Genomic DNA, 23,732 nt, shown 5'->3' with positions numbered 1-23,732 from the left:
CCGTGTCGGAAGATGGCAAGCGGAATGACCGTATGTCGGAAAGTTCAGAAGCGGAACTGGATCACATACCGAGGACAGGTCACGGCTCAAATATCAATGTGACATTACTGGGACGATTGTTTAGGATGGCTCCAAGAAGGTCAATAGTTTGGCATAAAGTTAATAGCGAAAAAATATAGCCAATATATTGACGAATTGCAGCGTCAAACTTGTGCATCTATTTTGCAATGAACGTCCAGACTGGTCGGCGCAGGCGCCATCAGGCCTATGGAAGTCTACTGAACGTGACACCCCGGAGAGTCTTCAATGAGCAGTGTTGTTGCCATCGTCAAAAGCATTGTCGGTCAAGTATTCGTGGTGTCCCCAGAGGGCATCCGCCGCGTTCTCGTTGAAGGCGACAAACTGTTCGCCGGGGACCAGATCGACACTGGCCTTTCCGGTGCCGTGTCCCTGGAACTGGCCGACGGCCGCACTCTCGACCTGGGCCGCGACACCCAGTGGAGCGCTGACGCTCCCGATTCCAGTGCTGACCTGGCAGCCGCCACTGCGCAAGCCGCGCCTTCGGTAGAAGAGCTGCAACAAGCCATTGCCGCCGGTGCCGACCCGACCAAAGACCTTGAAGCCACCGCTGCCGGCCCGACTGCAGCAGGTTCTGGCGGTGCCGCCGGTGGCGGTCACAGCGTCGTGATGCTCGACGCCACGGCTGGCCGTGTCGACCCGACCATCGGCTTCCCTACCGACGGTCCTGAGTCCACTGCCACCCCCACGACCCTCGATACTGGCAACCAGAACATCACGAACATCACGCCCATCAACGCTGCAAGTGTACTGACCGCGGATACGGGCACTCTGGCCGAAGACAGCGTCGCGACGGGCAATGTACTGAACAACGATAGCGATGCCGAGACACCGCTCAGCGTCACCAGCTTCACCATCGCCGGCGTGACCGGCAGTTTCACCGCAGGCCAGACAGCGACCATCGTCGGCGTCGGTACGTTGACCATCGGCGCCAATGGCAACTACACCTTTACCCCGGACGCCAACTACAACGGCGCTGTACCGCAAGTCACGTACACCACCAACACCGGCTCGAGCAGCACTCTGGATCTCACCGTGACAGCGGTCGACGACCCGAGCGTTTTGACTGCCGACACCCAAACCATTGCTGAAGACACCGCTGCGACCGGCAACGTGCTGAGCAACGACAGCGACATCGATAACGCCCTGAGCGTGGCCACCTTCACCATCGACGGTGTTCCTGGCACCTTCACAGCCGGCCAGACGGCGACCATCGCCAACGTTGGCACCCTGGTGATCGGAGCCGACGGCGCCTACACCTTCACGCCAGCCGAGCATTACAACGGCACGGTGCCGACCGTGAGCTACACCGTCACCGACGGCTCCACTTCGACGCTGAACATCGGTGTTACGCCGGCTGATGACAGCTTTATCGATGCCAGCGAAAGCGTGACCACCGCTGAAGACACCGCCGTCAGCGGCACTGTGTTGACGGGTACCTCGAGCGTCGACGGCCCGGTCAGCGTGGTTAATTTCACCATCGACGGTGTCCCTGGCACGTTCACCGCCGGTCAGACGGCGACCATTGCCAACGTCGGGACCCTGGTGATCGGCGCTAACGGCGCCTACACCTTTACCCCGGATGCCAACTACAACGGCAGCGTGCCGACGGTGAGCTACACCGTCACCGACGGTTCCGGCACCGACGTTACTTCGACCCTGACCATCGACGTCACCCCGGTCGACGACAGCTTCACCGACATCAGCGAAACGGTCTCCACCCAGGAAGACACGGCCGTGACCGGCAGCGTCCTCACTGGCACGAGCAGCGTCGACGGTCCAGTCAGCGTGGTTAATTTCACCATCGACGGCGTTCCTGGCACGTTCACCGCCGGCCAGACCGCGACCATCGCCAATGTCGGCACTCTGGTGATCGGGGCCAATGGCGCTTACACCTTCACGCCAGCCGAAAACTACAACGGCGCGGTGCCCACCGTCAGCTACACCGTCACCGACGGCTCCGGAACGGACGTCACTTCAACCCTGAACATCGACGTCACCCCGGTCGATGACAGCTTTACCGACATTAGCGAAACGGTCTCCACCCAGGAAGACACCGCTATTAGCGGCAGCGTCCTCACCGGTACCTCAAGCGTCGACGGCCCAGTCAGCGTGGTTAATTTCACCATCGACGGTGTCCCTGGCACGTTCACCGCCGGTCAGACGGCGACCATCGCCAACGTCGGTACCCTGGTGATCGGGACCAACGGTGCCTACACCTTCATCCCGGACGCCAACTACAACGGCGCGGTGCCAACGGTGAGCTACACCGTCACCGACGGCTCCGGTAGCAATGTCACCTCGACCCTGACCATCGACGTCACCCCGGTCGACGACAGCTTCACCGACCTCAGCGAGAGCGTGACCACCGCTGAAGATGCCCCGGTGACCGGCAGCGTCCTCACTGGCACGAGCAGCGTCGACGGCCCGGTCAGCGTGGTGAATTTCACCATCGACGGTGTCCCTGGCACGTTCACCGCCGGCCAGACCGCGACCATCGCTAATGTCGGGACCCTGGTGATCGGCGCCAACGGGGCCTACACCTTCACCCCGGATGCCAACTACAACGGCAGCGTGCCGACGGTGAGCTACACCGTCACCGACGGTTCCGGTACGGACGTTACTTCGACCTTGACCATCGACGTCACCCCGGTCGACGACAGCTTCACCGATATCAGCGAAAGCGTGACCACTGCTGAAGACACGGCCGTGACCGGCAGCGTCCTCACCGGCACCTCGAGCGTCGACGGCCCGGTCAGCGTGGTGAATTTCACCATCGACGGTGTCCCTGGCACGTTCACCGCCGGCCAGACGGCGACCATCGCCAACGTCGGGACCCTGGTGATCGGGACCAACGGCGCCTACACCTTCACGCCTGCCGAGAATTACAACGGCAGCGTGCCGACGGTGAGCTACACCGTCACCGACGGTTCCGGCAGCAATGTCACTTCGAACCTGACCATCAACGTCACCCCGGTCGATGACAGCTTCACTGACCTCAGCGAAACGGTCTCCACCCAGGAAGACACCGCCATCAGCGGCAGTGTGTTGACGGGCACCTCGAGCGTCGACGGCCCGGTCAGCGTGGTGAATTTCACCATCGACGGTGTCCCTGGCACGTTCACCGCCGGCCAGACGGCGACCATCGCCAACGTCGGGACCCTGGTGATCGGGACCAACGGCGCCTACACCTTCACGCCTGCCGAGAATTACAACGGCAGCGTGCCGACGGTGAGCTACACCGTCACCGACGGTTCCGGCAGCAATGTCACTTCGAACCTGACCATCAACGTCACCCCGGTCGATGACAGCTTCACTGACCTCAGCGAAACGGTCTCCACCCAGGAAGACACCGCCATCAGCGGCAGTGTGTTGACGGGCACCTCGAGCGTCGACGGCCCGGTCAGCGTGCTCAACTTCACCATTGACGGTGTTCCTGGCACGTTCACCGCCGGCCAGACGGCGACCATTGCCAACGTCGGCACCCTGGTGATCGGCGCCAACGGCGCTTACAACTTCACCCCGGATGCCAACTACAACGGCAGCGTGCCAACGGTGAGCTACACCGTCACCGACGGCTCCGGCAGCAATGTCACCTCGACCCTGACCATCGACGTCACCCCGGTCGACGACAGCTTCACCGACCTCAGCGAAAACGTGACCACTGCTGAAGATACAGCTGTCACTGGCAGCGTCCTCACCGGAACGAACAGCGTCGACGGTCCGGTCAGCGTGGTGAACTTCTCCGTCGACGGTGTCCCTGGCACGTTCACCGCCGGCCAGACGGCGACCATCGCCAACGTCGGCACCCTGGTCATTGCAGCCAACGGCGCCTACACCTTCACCCCGGATGCCAACTACAACGGCAGCGTGCCAACGGTGAGCTACACCGTCACCGACGGCTCCGGCAGCAATGTCACCTCGACCCTGACCATCGACGTCACCCCGGTCGACGACAGCTTCACCGACCTCAGCGAAAACGTGACCACTGCTGAAGATACAGCTGTCACTGGCAGCGTCCTCACCGGAACGAACAGCGTCGACGGTCCGGTCAGCGTGGTGAACTTCACCATCGACGGCGTTCCTGGCACCTTCACCGCCGGCCAGACGGCGACCATCGCCAACGTCGGTACCCTGGTGATCGGGACCAACGGTGCCTACACCTTCACCCCGGACACCAACTACAACGGCGCGGTGCCAACGGTGAGCTACACCGTCACCGACGGTTCCGGTACGGACGTTACTTCGACCCTGAACATCGACGTCACCCCGGTCGACGACAGCTTCACCGACCTCAGCGAAAACGTGACCACTGCTGAAGATACAGCTGTCACTGGCAGCGTCCTCACCGGAACGAACAGCGCCGACGGTCCGGTCAGCGTGGTGAACTTCACCATCGACGGTGTTCCTGGCATCTTCACCGCCGGTCAGACGGCGACCATCGCCAACGTCGGTACCCTGGTGATCGGGACCAACGGTGCCTACACCTTCACCCCGGACACCAACTACAACGGCGCGGTGCCAACGGTGAGCTACACCGTCACCGACGGTTCCGGTACGGACGTTACTTCGACCCTGAACATCGACGTCACCCCGGTCGACGACAGCTTCACCGACCTCAGCGAAAGTGTGACCACCGCTGAAGACACCACCGTCACCGGCAGTGTGTTGACGGGCACCTCGAGCGTCGATGGCCCGGTCAGCGTGGTGAACTTCACCATCGACGGCGTTCCTGGCATCTTCACCGCCGGCCAGACCGCGACCATTGCCAACGTCGGGACCCTGGTGATCGGGACCAACGGCGCCTACACCTTCACGCCTGCCGAGAATTACAACGGCAGCGTGCCGACGGTGAGCTACACCGTCACCGACGGTTCCGGCAGCAATGTCACTTCGAACCTGACCATCAACGTCACCCCGGTCGATGACAGCTTCACTGACCTCAGCGAAACGGTCTCCACCCAGGAAGACACCGCCATCAGCGGCAGTGTGTTGACGGGCACCTCGAGCGTCGACGGCCCGGTCAGCGTGGTGAATTTCACCATCGACGGTGTCCCTGGCACGTTCACCGCCGGCCAGACGGCGACCATCGCCAACGTCGGGACCCTGGTGATCGGGACCAACGGCGCCTACACCTTCACGCCTGCCGAGAATTACAACGGCAGCGTGCCGACGGTGAGCTACACCGTCACCGACGGTTCCGGCAGCAATGTCACTTCGAACCTGACCATCAACGTCACCCCGGTCGATGACAGCTTCACTGACCTCAGCGAAACGGTCTCCACCCAGGAAGACACCGCCATCAGCGGCAGTGTGTTGACGGGCACCTCGAGCGTCGACGGCCCGGTCAGCGTGCTCAACTTCACCATTGACGGTGTTCCTGGCACGTTCACCGCCGGCCAGACGGCGACCATTGCCAACGTCGGCACCCTGGTGATCGGCGCCAACGGCGCTTACAACTTCACCCCGGATGCCAACTACAACGGCAGCGTGCCAACGGTGAGCTACACCGTCACCGACGGCTCCGGCAGCAATGTCACCTCGACCCTGACCATCGACGTCACCCCGGTCGACGACAGCTTCACCGACCTCAGCGAAAACGTGACCACTGCTGAAGATACAGCTGTCACTGGCAGCGTCCTCACCGGAACGAACAGCGTCGACGGTCCGGTCAGCGTGGTGAACTTCTCCGTCGACGGTGTCCCTGGCACGTTCACCGCCGGCCAGACGGCGACCATCGCCAACGTCGGCACCCTGGTCATTGCAGCCAACGGCGCCTACACCTTCACCCCGGATGCCAACTACAACGGCAGCGTGCCAACGGTGAGCTACACCGTCACCGACGGCTCCGGCAGCAATGTCACCTCGACCCTGACCATCGACGTCACCCCGGTCGACGACAGCTTCACCGACCTCAGCGAAAACGTGACCACTGCTGAAGATACAGCTGTCACTGGCAGCGTCCTCACCGGAACGAACAGCGTCGACGGTCCGGTCAGCGTGGTGAACTTCACCATCGACGGCGTTCCTGGCACCTTCACCGCCGGCCAGACGGCGACCATCGCCAACGTCGGTACCCTGGTGATCGGGACCAACGGTGCCTACACCTTCACCCCGGACACCAACTACAACGGCGCGGTGCCAACGGTGAGCTACACCGTCACCGACGGTTCCGGTACGGACGTTACTTCGACCCTGAACATCGACGTCACCCCGGTCGACGACAGCTTCACCGACCTCAGCGAAAACGTGACCACTGCTGAAGATACAGCTGTCACTGGCAGCGTCCTCACCGGAACGAACAGCGCCGACGGTCCGGTCAGCGTGGTGAACTTCACCATCGACGGTGTTCCTGGCATCTTCACCGCCGGTCAGACGGCGACCATCGCCAACGTCGGTACCCTGGTGATCGGGACCAACGGTGCCTACACCTTCACCCCGGACACCAACTACAACGGCGCGGTGCCAACGGTGAGCTACACCGTCACCGACGGTTCCGGTACGGACGTTACTTCGACCCTGAACATCGACGTCACCCCGGTCGACGACAGCTTCACCGATATCAGCGAAAGCGTGACCACTGCTGAAGACACGGCCGTGACCGGCAGCGTCCTCACCGGCACCTCGAGCGTCGACGGCCCGGTCAGCGTGGTGAATTTCACCATCGACGGAGTTCCTGGCACCTTCACAGCGGGCCAGACCGCGACCATCACCAATGTCGGCACCCTGGTGATCGGGACCAATGGCGCTTATACCTTCACGCCCGCCGAGAATTACAACGGCACGGTGCCGACCGTGAGCTACACCGTTACCGACGGCTCCGGCAGCAATGTCACCTCGACCCTGAACATCGACGTGACGCCGGTTGACGACAGCTTCACCGACCTCAGCGAAAGTGTGACCACCGCTGAAGACACCACCGTCACCGGCAGTGTGTTGACGGGCACCTCGAGCGTCGATGGCCCGGTCAGCGTGGTGAATTTCACCATCGACGGCGTTCCTGGCATCTTCACCGCCGGCCAGACCGCGACCATTGCCAACGTCGGCACCCTGGTCATTGCAGCCAACGGCGCCTACACCTTCACCCCGGACGCCAACTACAACGGCAGCGTGCCGACGGTAAGCTACACCGTCACCGACGGTTCCGGCACGGACGTTACTTCGACCCTGACCATCGACGTCACCCCGGTCGACGACAGCTTCACCGATATCAGCGAAAGCGTGACCACCGCTGAAGATACAGCTGTCACTGGCAGCGTCCTCACCGGAACGAACAGCGTCGACGGTCCGGTCAGCGTGGTGAACTTCACCATCGACGGCGTTCCTGGCACCTTCACCGCCGGCCAGACGGCGACCATTGCCAACGTCGGTACCCTGGTCATTGCAGCTAACGGCGCCTACACCTTTACCCCGGACGCCAACTACAACGGCGCGGTGCCAACGGTGAGCTACACCGTCACCGACGGCTCCGGTACGGACGTTACTTCGACCCTGAACATCGACGTCACCCCGGTCGACGACAGCTTCACCGATATCAGCGAAAGCGTGACCACTGCTGAAGACACGGCCGTGACCGGCAGCGTCCTCACTGGCACGAGCAGCGTCGACGGCCCGGTCAGCGTGGTGAATTTCACCATCGACGGTGTCCCTGGCACCTTCACCGCCGGCCAGACGGCGACCATCGCCAACGTCGGTACCCTGGTGATCGGCGCCAACGGGGCCTACACCTTCACCCCGGACGCCAACTACAACGGCAGCGTGCCAACGGTGAGCTACACCGTCACCGACGGTTCCGGTACGGACGTCACTTCGACCCTGACCATCGACGTCACCCCGGTCGATGACAGCTTCACCGACCTCAGTGAAAACGTGACCACCACTGAAGATGCCCCGGTGACCGGCAGCGTCCTCACCGGCACCTCGAGCGTCGACGGTCCGGTCAGCGTGGTGAACTTCACCATCGACGGCGTTCCTGGCACCTTCACCGCCGGCCAGACGGCGACCATTGCCAACGTCGGCACCCTGGTGATCGGCGCCAACGGCGCCTACACCTTTACCCCGGACGCCAACTACAACGGCGCGGTGCCAACGGTGAGCTACACCGTCACCGACGGCTCCGGTAGCAATGTCACCTCGACCCTGAACATCGACGTCACCCCGGTCGATGACAGCTTCACCGACCTCAGTGAAAACGTGACCACCACTGAAGATGCCCCGGTGACCGGCAGCGTCCTCACCGGTACCTCGAGCGTCGACGGCCCGGTCAGCGTGCTCAACTTCTCCGTCGACGGTGTTCCTGGCACGTTCACCGCCGGCCAGACCGCGACCATCGCCAACGTCGGCACCCTGGTCATTGCAGCCAACGGCGCCTACACCTTCACCCCGGATGCCAACTACAACGGCAGCGTGCCAACGGTGAGCTACACCGTCACCGACGGCTCCGGCAGCAATGTCACCTCGACCCTGACCATCGACGTCACCCCGGTCGACGACAGCTTCACCGACCTCAGCGAAACGGTCTCCACCCAGGAAGACACCGCCATCAGCGGCAGTGTGTTGACGGGCACCTCGAGCGTCGACGGCCCGGTCAGCGTGCTCAACTTCTCCGTCGACGGTGTCCCTGGCACGTTCACCGCCGGCCAGACGGCGACCATTGCCAACGTCGGCACCCTGGTGATCAGCGCCAACGGCGCTTACACCTTCACCCCGGACGCCAACTACAACGGCACGGTGCCAACCGTCAGCTACACCGTCACCGACGGTTCCGGCAGCAATGTCACCTCGACCCTGACCATCGACGTCACCCCGGTCGATGACCCGAGCGTCCTGATTGCAGATACCAAGACCGTCGATGAAGACCACGCTGCAACGGGCAACGTGATTGGCAATGACATTGATGTCGACAACGCTCTAACTGTCGCGACATTCACCATACAAGGCGTCCCCGGCTCCTTTACCGCGGGTCAAATCGCGACTATCTCCGGCGTCGGTACTGTGACTATCGCCACCAACGGCGATTACAGTTTCACCCCTGCCGCGAACTGGAACGGAACAGTTCCACAGATCGGCTACACCACCAACACCAACTCCACCAGCACGCTGGACATCACGGTCAACCCGGTCAACGACGCTCCGACGGTTAACTCCACCTCGGCCAGAGGTGATGAAGATCATTTGATCGCCGTGCAGCTCGGCGGCAATGACATTGACGGCAGCGTCAATCACTTCACCCTGACCAGCCTGCCGGCCAATGGCAAGTTTTACGCAGACTCCGCCGGGACCATCGAGCTGACCACCAGCAGCGTGATCTCAGCAACGGCCAATGGCGCAACGGTTTACTTCAAACCCACTGGCGACTGGAGCGGCACCACCAGCTTCACCTACAACGCGACCGACAACGGGGGCATGCCTTCTGCTGCTTCGGCGACCGGTACCATCGTCGTCGCGCCAGTCACCGATACCCCGAGTCTGTCGCTGACCGGTGGCGGTGTTGTTGCCTCGACCGACTTCCAGGAAGTCGCTGTGAGTATCGACGTCGATGTCAGCAAGCTCGGCAACGGCGCCTGGCACACTGACAACCGCGGGGGCATGGTCGAAATCGGCAAAGCCAGCGTCTACGGTGCCGGCGGCGGTAACCAGGTGATCGAACTCGAGCGTAATACCGGTGATGCGAGCAACCTCTACACCACTATCGATGCGAAGGCCGGTACCACGTACAACGTATCGTTCGACTATGCACCGCGTGCCGGCGTAGATAATTCGCTCATCAACGTGTACTGGGGCGGTCAACTCATTGGCACCCTGAACACTTCGACCACGGGCATGCAGCACTACAGCTTCGACATTCCGGTCACTGCCGATGGCAACCAGAAACTCGAGTTCCGTGCCGGGGACAGCAACAGCCTGGGCGGCCTGCTGGACAACATCAATGTCACTCAGGTGCTCAACTCAGGCCTTGAAGACAACGCGATCCTGTTGTCCACCATCCAGGCCCACACCAATGACGCCGACGGTTCGGAAACTCTCGCCCTCACACTGAGCGGCTTGCCAGCGGGCTCCAGCCTCACCGATGGCACCCACACCTTCAATGCTGCCAACGGCTCGACCTCGGTGGACATTACGGGTTGGAACCTGTCCACGCTCAAGCTGACACCGCCGACGAACTTCAATGGCAACATCCCCCTGACCGTAACGGCCACCGCCAAAGACGGCGATGCCCCAAGCGCGAGCACCTCGCTGCCACTGGTGGTGCACGTGGCTGCCGTCGATGACGCCAGCGTGCTGCAGTCGGACCAGATCACCGTCGAAGAGGATCACAACGCGATCGGCAACGTGCTGACCAACGACCACGATGTCGATAATGTCCTGAGCGTCGCAAGCTTCAGCGTGAACGGGGTCAACGGCAGTTTCACGGCGGGCCAGACCGCGACCATTACGGGTGTCGGTACGCTGATCATTACCAGCAACGGCGACTACACCTTCAAGCCGGCTGCCGACTGGAATGGCAACGTTCCACAGGTGACATACACCACCAATACTGGCTCGAGCAGTACGCTGAACATCAGCGTTACGCCGGTCAACGACAACTTCACCGACGCCAACGAAACGCCCTCCACCCTGGAAGATACCGCCCTCAGCGGCAGCGTCCTCAGTGGCACGAGCAGCGCCGATGGCCCGGTCAGCGTGGTCAATTTCACCATCGGTGATACCACCTACGCCGCCGGCAGCACGGCGACCATCGCCAACGTCGGTACCCTGGTGATCAGTGCCAATGGGGCTTACACCTTCACCCCGGCTGCCAACTACAACGGCACCGTGCCGACTGTCACCTACACCGTCACCGACGGTTCGGGACCTAACGACACCTCGACCCTGAACATCAGCGTTACGCCGGTCAACGACAACTTCACCGACGTCAGCGAAACGGTCTCGACCCTGGAAGACACCACCCTCACCGGCAGCGTCCTCACAGGCACGAGCAGCGTTGACGGCCCGGTCAGCGTGGTCAACTTCACCATCGGTGATACCACCTACGCCGCCGGCAGTACGGCGACCATCGCCAACGTCGGTACCTTGGTCATTGCAGCGAACGGCGCCTACACCTTCACCCCGACCGCCAACTACAACGGCACCGTGCCGACCGTCACTTACACCGTCACCGACGGTTCGGGACCTAACGACACCTCGACCCTGAACATCAGTGTCACGCCGGTCGACGACAGCTTCACCGACGCCAGCGAAACGCTCTCCACCCTGGAAGACACCGCCTTGACCGGCAGCGTCCTCTCCGGCACGAGCAGCGTCGACGGCCCGGTCAGCGTGGTCAACTTCACCATCGGTGATACCACCTACGCCGCCGGCAGCACCGCGACCATCGTCAACGTCGGTACTCTGGTGATCGGTGCCAACGGCGCCTACACCTTCACCCCGGCCGCCAACTACAACGGCACGGTGCCGACCGTTACCTACACCGTCACTGACGGTTCGGGAACCAACGACACTTCGACCCTGAATATCAACGTCACCCCGGTCAACGACAACTTCACCGATGCCAACGAAAGCGTGGCCACCGCTGAAGACACCGCCATCAGCGGCAGCGTCCTCACTGGCACGAGCAGTGTCGACGGCCCGGTCAGCGTGGTCAATTTCACCATCGGTGAGACCACCTACGCCGCCGGCAGCACGGCGACCATCGCCAACGTCGGTACCTTGGTCATTGCAGCGAACGGTGCCTACACCTTCACCCCGGCCGCCAACTACAACGGCAGCGTACCAACCGTCACCTACACCGTCACCGACGGTTCCGGCACAGACGACACTTCGACCCTGAACATCAGCGTTACGCCGGTCAACGACAACTTCACCGACGCCAGCGAAACGCTCTCGACCCTGGAAGACACCGCCCTCACCGGCAGCGTCCTCACTGGCACGAGCAGCGTCGACGGCCCGGTCAGCGTGGTCAACTTCACCATCGACGGTGTGATGGGCACTTTCAACGCCGGCCAGACTGCGACCATCGCCAATGTCGGCACCTTGGTGATTGCGGCGAACGGCGCTTACACCTTCACCCCGGACGCCAACTACAACGGCACGGTGCCGACCGTCACCTACACCGTCACCGACGGTTCGGGACCCAACGACACCTCGACCCTGAACATCAGCGTTACGCCGGTCAACGACAACTTCACCGATGCCAACGAAAGCGTGGCCACCGCTGAAGACACGGCCCTGACCGGCAGCGTCCTCACTGGCACCTCGAGCGTCGACGGCCCGGTCAGCGTGGTCAACTTCACCATCGGTGATACCACCTACGCCGCCGGCAGCACCGCGACCATCGCCAACGTCGGCACCCTGGTGATCGCGGCGAACGGCGCCTACACCTTCACCCCGGCTGCCAACTACAACGGCACCGTGCCAACGGTTAGCTACACAGTGACCGACGGTTCCGGCACAGACGACACCTCGACCCTGAACATCAGCGTTACCCCGGTCGACGACAGCTTCACCGACGCCAGCGAAACGCTCTCGACCCTGGAAGACACCGCCCTCACCGGCAGCGTCCTCACAGGCACGAGCAGCGTTGACGGCCCGGTCAGCGTGGTCAACTTCACCATTGGTTCGACCACCTATACGGCCGGCAGCACAGCAACCATCGCCAATGTCGGCACCCTGGTGATCGCGGCGAACGGTGCTTACACCTTCACCCCGGCTGCCAACTACAACGGCACCGTGCCAACGGTCACTTACACTGTTACCGACGGTTTGGGACCCAACGTCACCTCGACCCTGAACATCAGCGTAACGCCGGTCGACGACAGCTTCACCGACGCCAACGAAACGCTCTCCACCCAGGAAGACACCGCCTTGACCGGCAGCGTCCTCTCCGGCACGAGCAGCGTCGACGGCCCGGTCAGCGTGGTCAACTTCAGCATCGACGGTGTGACGGGTACTTTCAACGCCGGCCAGACCGCGACTATCGCCAACGTCGGTACTCTGGTCATCGGCGCCAACGGTGCTTACACCTTCACCCCGACCGCCAACTACAACGGCACCGTGCCGACCGTCACCTACACCGTCACTGACGGTTCGGGAACCAACGACACTTCGACCCTGAACATCAGCGTCACGCCGGTCGACGACAGCTTCACCGACGCCAACGAAACGCTCTCCACCCCGGAAGACACCGCCCTGACCGGCAGCGTCCTCACCGGCACTTCGAGCGTCGATGGCCCGGTCAGCGTGGTCAACTTCAGCATCGACGGTGTGACGGGTACTTTCAACGCCGGCCAGACCGCGACTATCGCCAACGTCGGTACTCTGGTCATCGGCGCCAACGGTGCTTACACCTTCACCCCGGCCGCCAACTACAACGGCACGGTACCAACCGTCACCTACACCGTCACCGACGGTTCCGGCACAGACGACACTTCGACCCTGAACATCAGCGTTACGCCGGTCAACGACAACTTCACCGACGCCAGCGAAACGCTCTCCACCCCGGAAGACACCGCCCTCAGCGGCAGCGTGCTCACCGGCACGAGCAGCGTCGATGGCCCGGTCAGCGTGGTCAACTTCACCATCGGTGCGACCACTTACACGGCCGGTACCACGGCGACCATCGCCAATGTCGGTACCCTGGTGATCGCAGCCAGCGGGGCCTACACCTTTACTCCGGTCGCCAACTACAACGGCACGGTGCCAACCGTCACCTACACCGTCACCGACGGTTTGGGACCCAATGTCACCTCGACCCTGAATATCAGCGTCACGCCAGTCGATGACCCGAGTGTGCTGGCTGCGGACCTCAAAACCACCCTTGAGGACCAGATCTCCACCGGTAACGTACTGACCAACGACCGTGATGTGGACAACGCCCTGAGCGTGACCAAGTTCACCATTGGTGGCATCGAGTACAGCGCGGGGGGGACTGCCACCATCGCAAACGTGGGCAGGCTGACGCTCGGTGCCAACGGTGACTACAGCTTTACCCCTGCCGACAATTGGAGTGGCAAGGTTCCGACTGTGACCTACACCACCAATACCGGTTCAAGCACCACGCTGGACATCAGTGTGACCGCGGTCGCGGATACTCCGATCGTGACCGCCACCACGTCTCAGGTGGCCGAGAACAGCAGCATCGCGTTGGGCTTGAAGGTAACGTCAGTGGACACTGATGGTTCTGAAACCCAGACCATTACCTCGATCGGCGGCATCCCGGCAGGTGCAACCCTGACCGATGGCACACACACCTTTACCGGCACAACCGGTAACGGCGTCGTCAACCTCAGCGGGTGGGATGTGAGCAAGTTGAGCTACACCCCGGCACCGTACGCCACCGGCACCAACACGCTGACAGTGACGGCAGTCTCGACCGAGAGCCAGGGTGATTCGGCCAGCAGTACGACGCAGATTCCGATCACGATCAATCCAGCGGTCTATAACTCGATCACTGCCACCGCAGATAATGACAATGTCACCGGCACCGATGGCAATGACATCATGGTGGCGGATATCGGTGGGCTGACGGTCGTACCGGGTCAGAACTACAACATCGCCTTCATGGTCGACAGTTCCGGCAGTATGAGCTCCTCGTCGATCAACTCGGCCAAGGACTCGCTGACGTCGGTGTTCAACACCCTCAAGCAAAGCCTGGGCAGCAACTCGGGCACGGTGAACATCTTCCTGGTGGACTTCGACACCCAGGTCAACAAGTCGGTGTCGGTGAACCTCAGTAACCCGAATGCGCTGACTCAGTTGAAGGCGATTCTGGACTCGATGTCATCAGGCGGCGGTACCAACTACGAGGACGTGTTCAAAACCACGGCCAACTGGTTCCAGAGCGCAAACGCCGTGGCCAACACCGGGGCGAAGAACCTCACGTATTTCATTACTGACGGCAAACCGACTTACTACCAGAGCGGCGAGTCGACCAACCCGATCCTGTATGGCAGCACAACGCTCGATAGCCTGATCACCACGAGCAACTATCAGCTGGGAACAGCGATCAGCCTGTTCCCCGACAGCACGCACCAGATCGACATTACCGCCTCGGGATACGTGACGGTCTGGACCAAGAGCAGCCACGGTAACAACGGCAACGGCAACGGCAGTGGCAGCACAAGCTGGTCATCCAAGGACTTCGGCTATCTGCATGCCCAGGGTGACGGTACCTACGAGTTCTCGGGTCGTGACGGGGACGGCAGCAGCACCGACTGGGACGCCACCAGCAACTCCACCGGCAGCTTTGCACTGCTGAGCAACCTGTCGAATGTCGAGGCCATTGGCCTCAACAACGGAGTGAGCCTCAACGACCTGAAGCCGTACGACTCGAATCAAATTCCACAAACCAACATCGATCCGAAGGATCTGGCCAACTCGATCATCGGCCATACCGAAGCGACGATGCCGGGTCACGACACCGTCAGCGGTGGCGAAGGCAACGACATCCTGTTCGGCGACCTGGTGAGTTTCAACGGCATTGCCGGTGAGGGTTACCAGGCCATGCAAGCCTTTGTGGCGCAGCAATCCGGTGTGGACGTCAGCACAGTCACCACCAGCAATGTGCACCAGTACATCACCGAGCATTACAACGCGTTCGATGTGTCCGGGACCCATGACGGCAACGACACCCTGCTGGGTGGAGCGGGCAATGACATCCTGTTCGGCTCGGGTGGTAACGACAACCTCGACGGCGGCAAGGGCAATGACATCCTGCTCGGCGGCACCGGCAACGACACATTGATGGGCGGACAGGGCAACGACATCCTGATCGGTGGTTCCGGTGGTGACACCTTCGTCTGGAAAGCGGGCGACACCGGCACCGACGTGATCAAGGACTTCAAGGCCAGCGAAGGCGACCGGATCGACCTGCGCGATCTGTTGCAGGGCGAAACCGGCAGCACCATCGACAACTTCCTGAAGATCACCACGGTCGATGGCGTGTCGTCGCTGCAAGTCAGCTCGACCGGTCAGTTCAACTCTGGCAACGCCGCAGCCGCCACGCCGGACGTGACGATCAAGCTGGAGGGCAACAACTGGTCAAGCGCCAACCTGCACAACCTGATTGCCGGTAGCGACCCGACCATCAAAATCGATCACAACAACAGCTGATACATGAAAACGGCCGCCCCTTCCGGGGCGGTCGTCACGTTTGTGTCCACTGCCCGGTGACGATTTCGTCGCTGCGCCACATACTGGCGCGCAGTTGACCTATGCTGCTGACAGCATGACGCTGGTTCAATTCTGAGGGATGCTCAATGTTTTACGTGCAACGCGATGCGCAGGGCCTGTTGGTACGCGTGGAACCCGCCGCCTACGCCGAGGCCACGGAAACGCTGCCGGCCGACAATCATGAAATCCAGGCCTGGTTTGCCAATGCGGCGGTGGAGAACAGCCTCAAACAGCTCAAGCAAAGTGACCTGGAAATGATCCGGGTACTCGATGACTTGATTCAGGTGCTGACCCAGAAAGGCGTGATCCGCGTCACCGACCTGCCGACGGCGGCCCAAGCTAAACTCATGGACCGGAACCAGGCCCGTGAAGCCTTGGGTGGCTTGAGCCAATTGATCGATGATGAAGAGACCGGGCTGATCTGACGCCCCCCTCCGATCACTCCCACGCCCTGCGTGGGAGTGATCAAATCAGCGCCAGGGCTTGGGCTCGCCGAACAACTGGCCCTGCACACCGTATAACCCCATCTCGCGGATCACCGACAACTCGCCTTCAGTCTCGACCCGTTCGGCAATCAGCGGCAAATCAATGCTGTGCGCCGCTCGCTGGATCGCCTCGATGAATAGGCGTTTGTCACTCTCCAGATCAATCGAGCGAATGTAGCTGCCATCGATCTTGAGGTACGCCAGCCCCAGCCGCGCCAGGTTGCCGATCATGCTGAAGCGTCCGCCAAAACGTTGCAGGCTCAGTGAGAAGCCGAGTTCGCGCAGGCGTCGGGTCAACTGCTCCAACACTGCCTGATCAGGCAGTTGCTCTTCGCCAATCTCCAGGGTCAGACGCGGGCCAAGATTGGAGTGCGCACGCAGTAGCTCGAAGATTTTGTTTTGCGCCTGCGGGTCGCCCAAGGTCGCCGACGACAGATTCAGCGCCAGCGATTCCTCATGTTCGCTCATTTGCGCCAACACCCGTTCGAGCATCAGCCGATCCAGGCGCGCGGTCCAGCCGAAGCGCTCCAGCCAAGGCAAAAAACGCCCGGCGGGGATGGTCTGGCCGTGTTCGTCGAGCAGTCGCGACAACACTTTGTAATGCAGCACCAGTTGCGTGTCCTGGGCGGCCACTACCGGCTGGAAATACAGTTCGAAGCGCCGCTGTGTCAGCGCCTGGTCAAGCATCTGGTGCCAGGCGTGGTGATCGTCGCCGACACTGGCCGAGAGGCTGTGCTCGAGGCAGGCCCAGTTCTGCTCGCCCTGGCCTTCAGCCTGTGCCAGCGCCTGATCACCGAGGCTGAGCACGGCTTGCGGCGAGTCACCGTGAGCAAAAGGCGCCAGGCCGATAGACGCCACGGCAGCCACATCAGTGGCGCCGGTAGCGTGCAGACTGGCCAGGGCACTGTCGAGATTTTGCGCCAGTTGCAGCGCTTCTTCACGCACCAGCCCCGGCGCCAGCACGGCAAATTCGCCGCCACGGATACGGGTCACCAGGTTCTGGGTTTCCGGATACTTGGCGCACTCGCGAGTCAGTTGCTCACCGACGGCCTTGAGCACTTCATCGGTGCGCTGCCCCCCAAGACGCTGGTTGAGGCCGGCCAGATCCTTGACCCGCAACAGCAGCAGATAACCAGAGCTGGCCTGCTCCGGGTTGCTCACCCGCGCATTCAGTTGCATCTCGAAATAGCGCCGGTTGGCCAACCCGGTCAACGAATCCTGATAGGACTCGACCCGCAGCTTTTCACTACGCTCGGCCTGTTCCTGGAACAGCGCCTTGAGCTTCTCGACCATCTGGTTCATGGCCTGCACGACCCGGCGAAGCTCGGGAGTGCGCGGCAGTTCCGGCAGGCTGAGGAACTCCCTTCGGGCGATGGCGTGGGATTGCTTGACCATATAATCCAGCGGTCGCAATTGCTGGCGCAGCAAAAGCGCGCCGAGCACCGCACTGACGGCGCCGCATAGCAGCAACCAACCCAGGCTGCCCAAGGCGCTTTGCCACAACTTGGCCAGCGCGAACATCGGATGGCTGACCACCTCGACCCGGGCAGCCTGCTCCCAGCCACGGCTGACGATCGCATCACCACCGGCGGGCTCCAGGCCGATCAGTTTGACGAACCAGTCAGGAACGTTGTTGACCGCCGGTATGCCCGTGCGCTCAACCAGGTTCTGGTCGGTCTTCAGATCGACCACGCGGATGCTTGCGTAGTAACCGCTGTCGAAAATCGAGCTGACCAGCAACTCGACCATCGCCGGGTCGTCGATATTCGGGGTCAGGGAAAGCGCCAGCGCGGTCGCGGCGTCCTGGGCATGGGAGCGCAACTGGTTGACGTACTGAGTGCGTGAGCTCTCCAGACTGACCATGAAACTGCCGGTGAAGGCGACCACCAGGAACAGACAGATAGCAATCAACAGCTGTTTGAACAAAGACATCTGAGCACGTGCTCCTAGTTAGTCGTCTCGACCGGGAATCCTTCGGCCTGCATTTTCTTCAACACATCCTGCCAGCGCGACAGGCGTTTGGTATCGCCGACCTTTTTGTTGCCCTTGGCGCCCGGCAACCACAGTCCCTCTGCATTGAAAGAGTAGACCGGCAGCAAATCCTTTCGTTGGCTGGCCGGCTTGATTACATCAATCAGGCTGTCGAGCACCAGGGGCTCGGCATCCGGAGTCGAGTAGTAGGTCAGCACCATGTGCGCGCGGTTCTGGGTCAGTGCCTTGACATAGGTGATACGCAGCTTTTCACTGGCTACACCGAGGTGACGCAGGCTGAAGTACTTGGCAATAGCGTAGTCTTCACAGTCGCCGGCGCCTTTCCACAGGGCTTCGATCGGGGTTTCCCAGTAGTCGACTGCACGCCACAGATCGATGTCTTCAACGTATCGCAGTTGTTTGTTGAAGAAGCGATTGACCACGTTGAGTTGTTCCGACTCGCCGATCTGCTTCTGGCTGGCCAACAAGTATTGCCAATCGTTAATGCGTTGCTGACCCTCTCCCAGAGGTCCGTACAATGCCTGCGCCCGCCGGCTGATCAGGGAAAAGTCCCAATCGGCACTCAAGCTGCCCAGCATCACGCCAGCCAGCAGCAATGCGCTGCACAACCAGCGTAAAATCCGGGGGATCGTTAAACATGCTGCCAATGCGAGGCATCCTGGGTAGGCAGGAGAGAGTAGTTCGAATGGTGAAGGTTAGTCCGGAAAAAGACAATGGCACGATGAGATCACTGGCAGCGCGCTAAACTGCAGGAAAGGCATTCGTTCACTTGTTTGACAAGCTGTCAGGCAGTCACTAGTGTCATTTGGATCCAAAAAATTTCATTATTCAGGGTGCGTTTAGTGACACAAAAGCCCAACCCTCTCAGCAGTATCAAGGTCAACGGGCCGATTCCCGCACATCTGGCACGCACGGTGATCGAAGAAACCCTGCGCGCGGCGATACTTGACGGGCGCATCCCTTGCGGTGCGGCCCTGCGCCAGCAGGACCTCGCCGACCTGTTCGGCGTCAGCCGGATGCCCGTACGCGAAGCCTTGCGCCAGCTCGAAGCACAGTCGTTGCTCAACGTGGTGGCCCATAAGGGCGCCGTGGTCGCGCCTCTGGTCCAGGGAGACGCCGTTGAAACCTACGCGCTGCGCATCCTGCTGGAATCCGAGGCCCTGCGTCTCTCAGTTCCATTGCTCCAGGACGAAGATCTCGAACAGGCTGCCCGCTACATCGACGAACTCGAAATGCAAAGCGACTACACCGAAATCGGCCGGCTCAACCGCTTGTTCCACATGGCGCTTTACAGCCGAGCGCCCAATCGCCGGCTGTTGAAACTGGTTGAAGATGGCCTGAATGAGGAAGAGCGCTTCCTGCGTTTCAACCTGGAAGCCATGGGCCTGGGCAAACTGTCCCAGGACGACCACCAGGCACTGTTGCGTGCCGCCAAAGACCGGGACGTGGAACGCTCCGTGAAGTTGCTCGAGCATCACCTGAACCGAGCGGTCGAGGTCATTACGCGCTACCTCAACAGCCCTGAAGTCCAGGCCAGAAACACACCGAAGTAACCCGCAGCGGCAGGTGCAAGACGTGAGAAAGCCCGTTGTGGAGAGGCTCCACAACGGGCTTTTCAATACCCCTGAAACGACAAAACCCCTGTCTGCGTCAGCAGACAGGGGTTTTGGAATTCAATCTTGACGATGACCTACTCTCACATGGGGAAACCCCACACTACCATCGGCGATGCATCGTTTCACTTCTGAGTTCGGGATGGGATCAGGTGGTTCCAACGCTCTATGGTCGTCAAGAAATTCTGTGACCAGCCCGTTAGAACATCAACGTGCCAGTGAAAACTTGTGACTTCTACTAAAAACAAAACCCCAACTGCTTTCGCAATTGGGGTTTCGGAATTTAATCTTGACGATGACCTACTCTCACATGGGGAAACCCCACACTACCATCGGCGATGCATCGTTTCACTTCTGAGTTCGGGATGGGATCAGGTGGTTCCAACGCTCTATGGTCGTCAAGAAATTCGGGTACTGAGTCGTGGCCAGTTGGCCTCGCTTCAGCAAATTGGGTATGTGATAGCTTCGGTGTTTTGTGAGTCTTTCGAACTTTCGGTTCGTTTCGTCTTCACACACCGCAATCTGGTTGCTCTGGATTAGAGAGCCGACGCAAATTGCTTGGGTGTTATATGGTCAAGCCTCACGGGCAATTAGTATTGGTTAGCTCAACGCCTCACAGCGCTTACACACCCAACCTATCAACGTCGTAGTCTTCGACGGCCCTTCAGGGGACTCAAGGTCCCAGTGAGATCTCATCTTGAGGCAAGTTTCCCGCTTAGATGCTTTCAGCGGTTATCTTTTCCGAACATAGCTACCCGGCAATGCCACTGGCGTGACAACCGGAACACCAGAGGTTCGTCCACTCCGGTCCTCTCGTACTAGGAGCAGCCCCTCTCAAATCTCAAACGTCCACGGCAGATAGGGACCGAACTGTCTCACGACGTTCTAAACCCAGCTCGCGTACCACTTTAAATGGCGAACAGCCATACCCTTGGGACCGGCTTCAGCCCCAGGATGTGATGAGCCGACATCGAGGTGCCAAACACCGCCGTCGATATGAACTCTTGGGCGGTATCAGCCTGTTATCCCCGGAGTACCTTTTATCCGTTGAGCGATGGCCCTTCCATACAGAACCACCGGATCACTAAGACCTACTTTCGTACCTGCTCGACGTGTCTGTCTCGCAGTCAAGCGCGCTTTTGCCTTTATACTCTACGACCGATTTCCGACCGGTCTGAGCGCACCTTCGTACTCCTCCGTTACTCTTTAGGAGGAGACCGCCCCAGTCAAACTACCCACCATACACTGTCCTCGATCCGGATAACGGACCTGAGTTAGAACCTCAAAGTTGCCAGGGTGGTATTTCAAGGATGGCTCCACGCGAACTGGCGTCCACGCTTCAAAGCCTCCCACCTATCCTACACAAGCAAATTCAAAGTCCAGTGCAAAGCTATAGTAAAGGTTCACGGGGTCTTTCCGTCTAGCCGCGGATACACTGCATCTTCACAGCGATTTCAATTTCACTGAGTCTCGGGTGGAGACAGCGCCGCCATCGTTACGCCATTCGTGCAGGTCGGAACTTACCCGACAAGGAATTTCGCTACCTTAGGACCGTTATAGTTACGGCCGCCGTTTACCGGGGCTTCGATCAAGAGCTTCGCGTTAGCTAACCCCATCAATTAACCTTCCGGCACCGGGCAGGCGTCACACCCTATACGTCCACTTTCGTGTTTGCAGAGTGCTGTGTTTTTAATAAACAGTCGCAGCGGCCTGGTATCTTCGACCGGCGTGGGCTTACGGAGCAAGTCCTTCACCCTCACCGGCGCACCTTCTCCCGAAGTTACGGTGCCATTTTGCCTAGTTCCTTCACCCGAGTTCTCTCAAGCGCCTTGGTATTCTCTACCCAACCACCTGTGTCGGTTTGGGGTACGGTTCCTGGTTATCTGAAGCTTAGAAGCTTTTCTTGGAAGCATGGCATCAACCACTTCGTCACCCAAAGGGTAACTCGTCATCAGCTCTCGGCCTTAAGATCCCGGATTTACCTAAGATCTCAGCCTACCACCTTAAACTTGGACAACCAACGCCAAGCTGGCCTAGCCTTCTCCGTCCCTCCATCGCAATAACCAGAAGTACAGGAATATTAACCTGTTTTCCATCGACTACGCTTTTCAGCCTCGCCTTAGGGACCGACTAACCCTGCGTCGATTAACGTTGCGCAGGAAACCTTGGTCTTTCGGCGTGGGTGTTTTTCACACCCATTGTCGTTACTCATGTCAGCATTCGCACTTCTGATACCTCCAGCAAGCTTCTCAACTCACCTTCACAGGCTTACAGAACGCTCCTCTACCGCATCACCCGAAGGTGATACCCGTAGCTTCGGTGTATGGTTTGAGCCCCGTTACATCTTCCGCGCAGGCCGACTCGACTAGTGAGCTATTACGCTTTCTTTAAAGGGTGGCTGCTTCTAAGCCAACCTCCTAGCTGTCTAAGCCTTCCCACATCGTTTCCCACTTAACCATAACTTTGGGACCTTAGCTGACGGTCTGGGTTGTTTCCCTTTTCACGACGGACGTTAGCACCCGCCGTGTGTCTCCCATGCTCGGCACTTGTAGGTATTCGGAGTTTGCATCGGTTTGGTAAGTCGGGATGACCCCCTAGCCGAAACAGTGCTCTACCCCCTACAGTGATACATGAGGCGCTACCTAAATAGCTTTCGAGGAGAACCAGCTATCTCCGAGCTTGATTAGCCTTTCACTCCGATCCACAGGTCATCCGCTAACTTTTCAACGGTAGTCGGTTCGGTCCTCCAGTCAGTGTTACCTAACCTTCAACCTGCCCATGGATAGATCGCCCGGTTTCGGGTCTATTCCCAGCGACTAGACGCCCTATTAAGACTCGCTTTCGCTACGCCTCCCCTATTCGGTTAAGCTCGCCACTGAAAATAAGTCGCTGACCCATTATACAAAAGGTACGCAGTCACCTAACAAAGTAGGCTCCCACTGCTTGTACGCATACGGTTTCAGGATCTATTTCACTCCCCTCTCCGGGGTTCTTTTCGCCTTTCCCTCACGGTACTAGTTCACTATCGGTCAGTCAGTAGTATTTAGCCTTGGAGGATGGTCCCCCCATATTCAGACAAAGTTTCTCGTGCTCCGTCCTACTCGATTTCATGACTAAGAGATTTTCGCGTACAGGGCTATCACCCACTATGGCCGCACTTTCCAGAGCGTTCCGCTAATCTCAAAGCCACTTAAGGGCTAGTCCCCGTTCGCTCGCCACTACTAAGGGAATCTCGGTTGATTTCTTTTCCTCAGGGTACTTAGATGTTTCAGTTCCCCTGGTTCGCCTCTTGCACCTATGTATTCAGTACAAGATAACCATCTTATGATGGCTGGGTTCCCCCATTCAGACATCTCCGGATCAAAGTCTGTTTGCCGACTCCCCGAAGCTTTTC

General features: G+C 60.1%; 5 protein-coding genes and 3 rRNA genes (1 of these 8 running past the window's edge). 3 read left to right on the top strand and 5 right to left on the bottom strand.

The window, feature by feature from the left end; translation table 11 throughout:
- The first annotated feature begins 306 nt into the window (after window positions 1–306).
- Window positions 307–16,188 (top strand): retention module-containing protein, encoded by a 15,882-nt coding sequence (locus tag KSS91_RS01295; protein ID WP_217836815.1) that lies wholly within the window; start codon window positions 307–309, stop codon window positions 16,186–16,188.
- 146 nt (window positions 16,189–16,334) lie between these two features.
- A complete protein-coding gene (locus tag KSS91_RS01290) occupies window positions 16,335–16,673 on the top strand; it encodes a hypothetical protein (RefSeq protein ID WP_015092944.1) in 339 nt (112 codons plus the stop codon).
- Window positions 16,674–16,718: 45 nt separating this feature from the next.
- Here KSS91_RS01290 and lapD read toward each other — a convergent pair whose 3' ends face one another.
- Entirely contained in the window at window positions 16,719–18,665 is a 1,947-nt protein-coding gene (gene lapD, locus KSS91_RS01285) for a cyclic di-GMP receptor LapD (RefSeq protein ID WP_217836814.1), read from the bottom strand.
- A gap of 14 nt (window positions 18,666–18,679) precedes the next feature.
- Window positions 18,680–19,372: a cysteine protease LapG gene (lapG, locus tag KSS91_RS01280; RefSeq protein ID WP_217836813.1), complete on the bottom strand. Its 693-nt coding sequence runs from the start codon at window positions 19,370–19,372 to the stop codon at window positions 18,680–18,682.
- A 195-nt stretch (window positions 19,373–19,567) separates the two neighbouring features.
- Between lapG and KSS91_RS01275 the strand changes: the two genes are divergently transcribed.
- Window positions 19,568–20,278, top strand: a complete 711-nt coding sequence (locus tag KSS91_RS01275) for a GntR family transcriptional regulator (RefSeq protein ID WP_126048509.1) — start codon at window positions 19,568–19,570, stop codon at window positions 20,276–20,278.
- Window positions 20,279–20,402: 124 nt separating this feature from the next.
- Here KSS91_RS01275 and rrf (KSS91_RS01270) read toward each other — a convergent pair.
- The 3 genes from rrf (KSS91_RS01270) to KSS91_RS01260 form a co-directional block, all read right to left on the bottom strand.
- Window positions 20,403–20,518 (bottom strand): 5S ribosomal RNA (rrf, locus tag KSS91_RS01270).
- Window positions 20,519–20,625: 107 nt separating this feature from the next.
- Window positions 20,626–20,741: ribosomal RNA gene (gene rrf / locus KSS91_RS01265) — 5S ribosomal RNA — on the bottom strand.
- A gap of 166 nt (window positions 20,742–20,907) precedes the next feature.
- Window positions 20,908–23,732: ribosomal RNA gene (locus tag KSS91_RS01260) — 23S ribosomal RNA — on the bottom strand (it continues 69 nt past the right edge of the window).

This window comes from Pseudomonas azerbaijanorientalis (genome assembly GCF_019139795.1).
Classification (GTDB): Bacteria; Pseudomonadota; Gammaproteobacteria; order Pseudomonadales; family Pseudomonadaceae; genus Aquipseudomonas; species Aquipseudomonas laurylsulfatiphila.
This window is presented reverse-complemented; position numbering and strand designations above follow the sequence as displayed.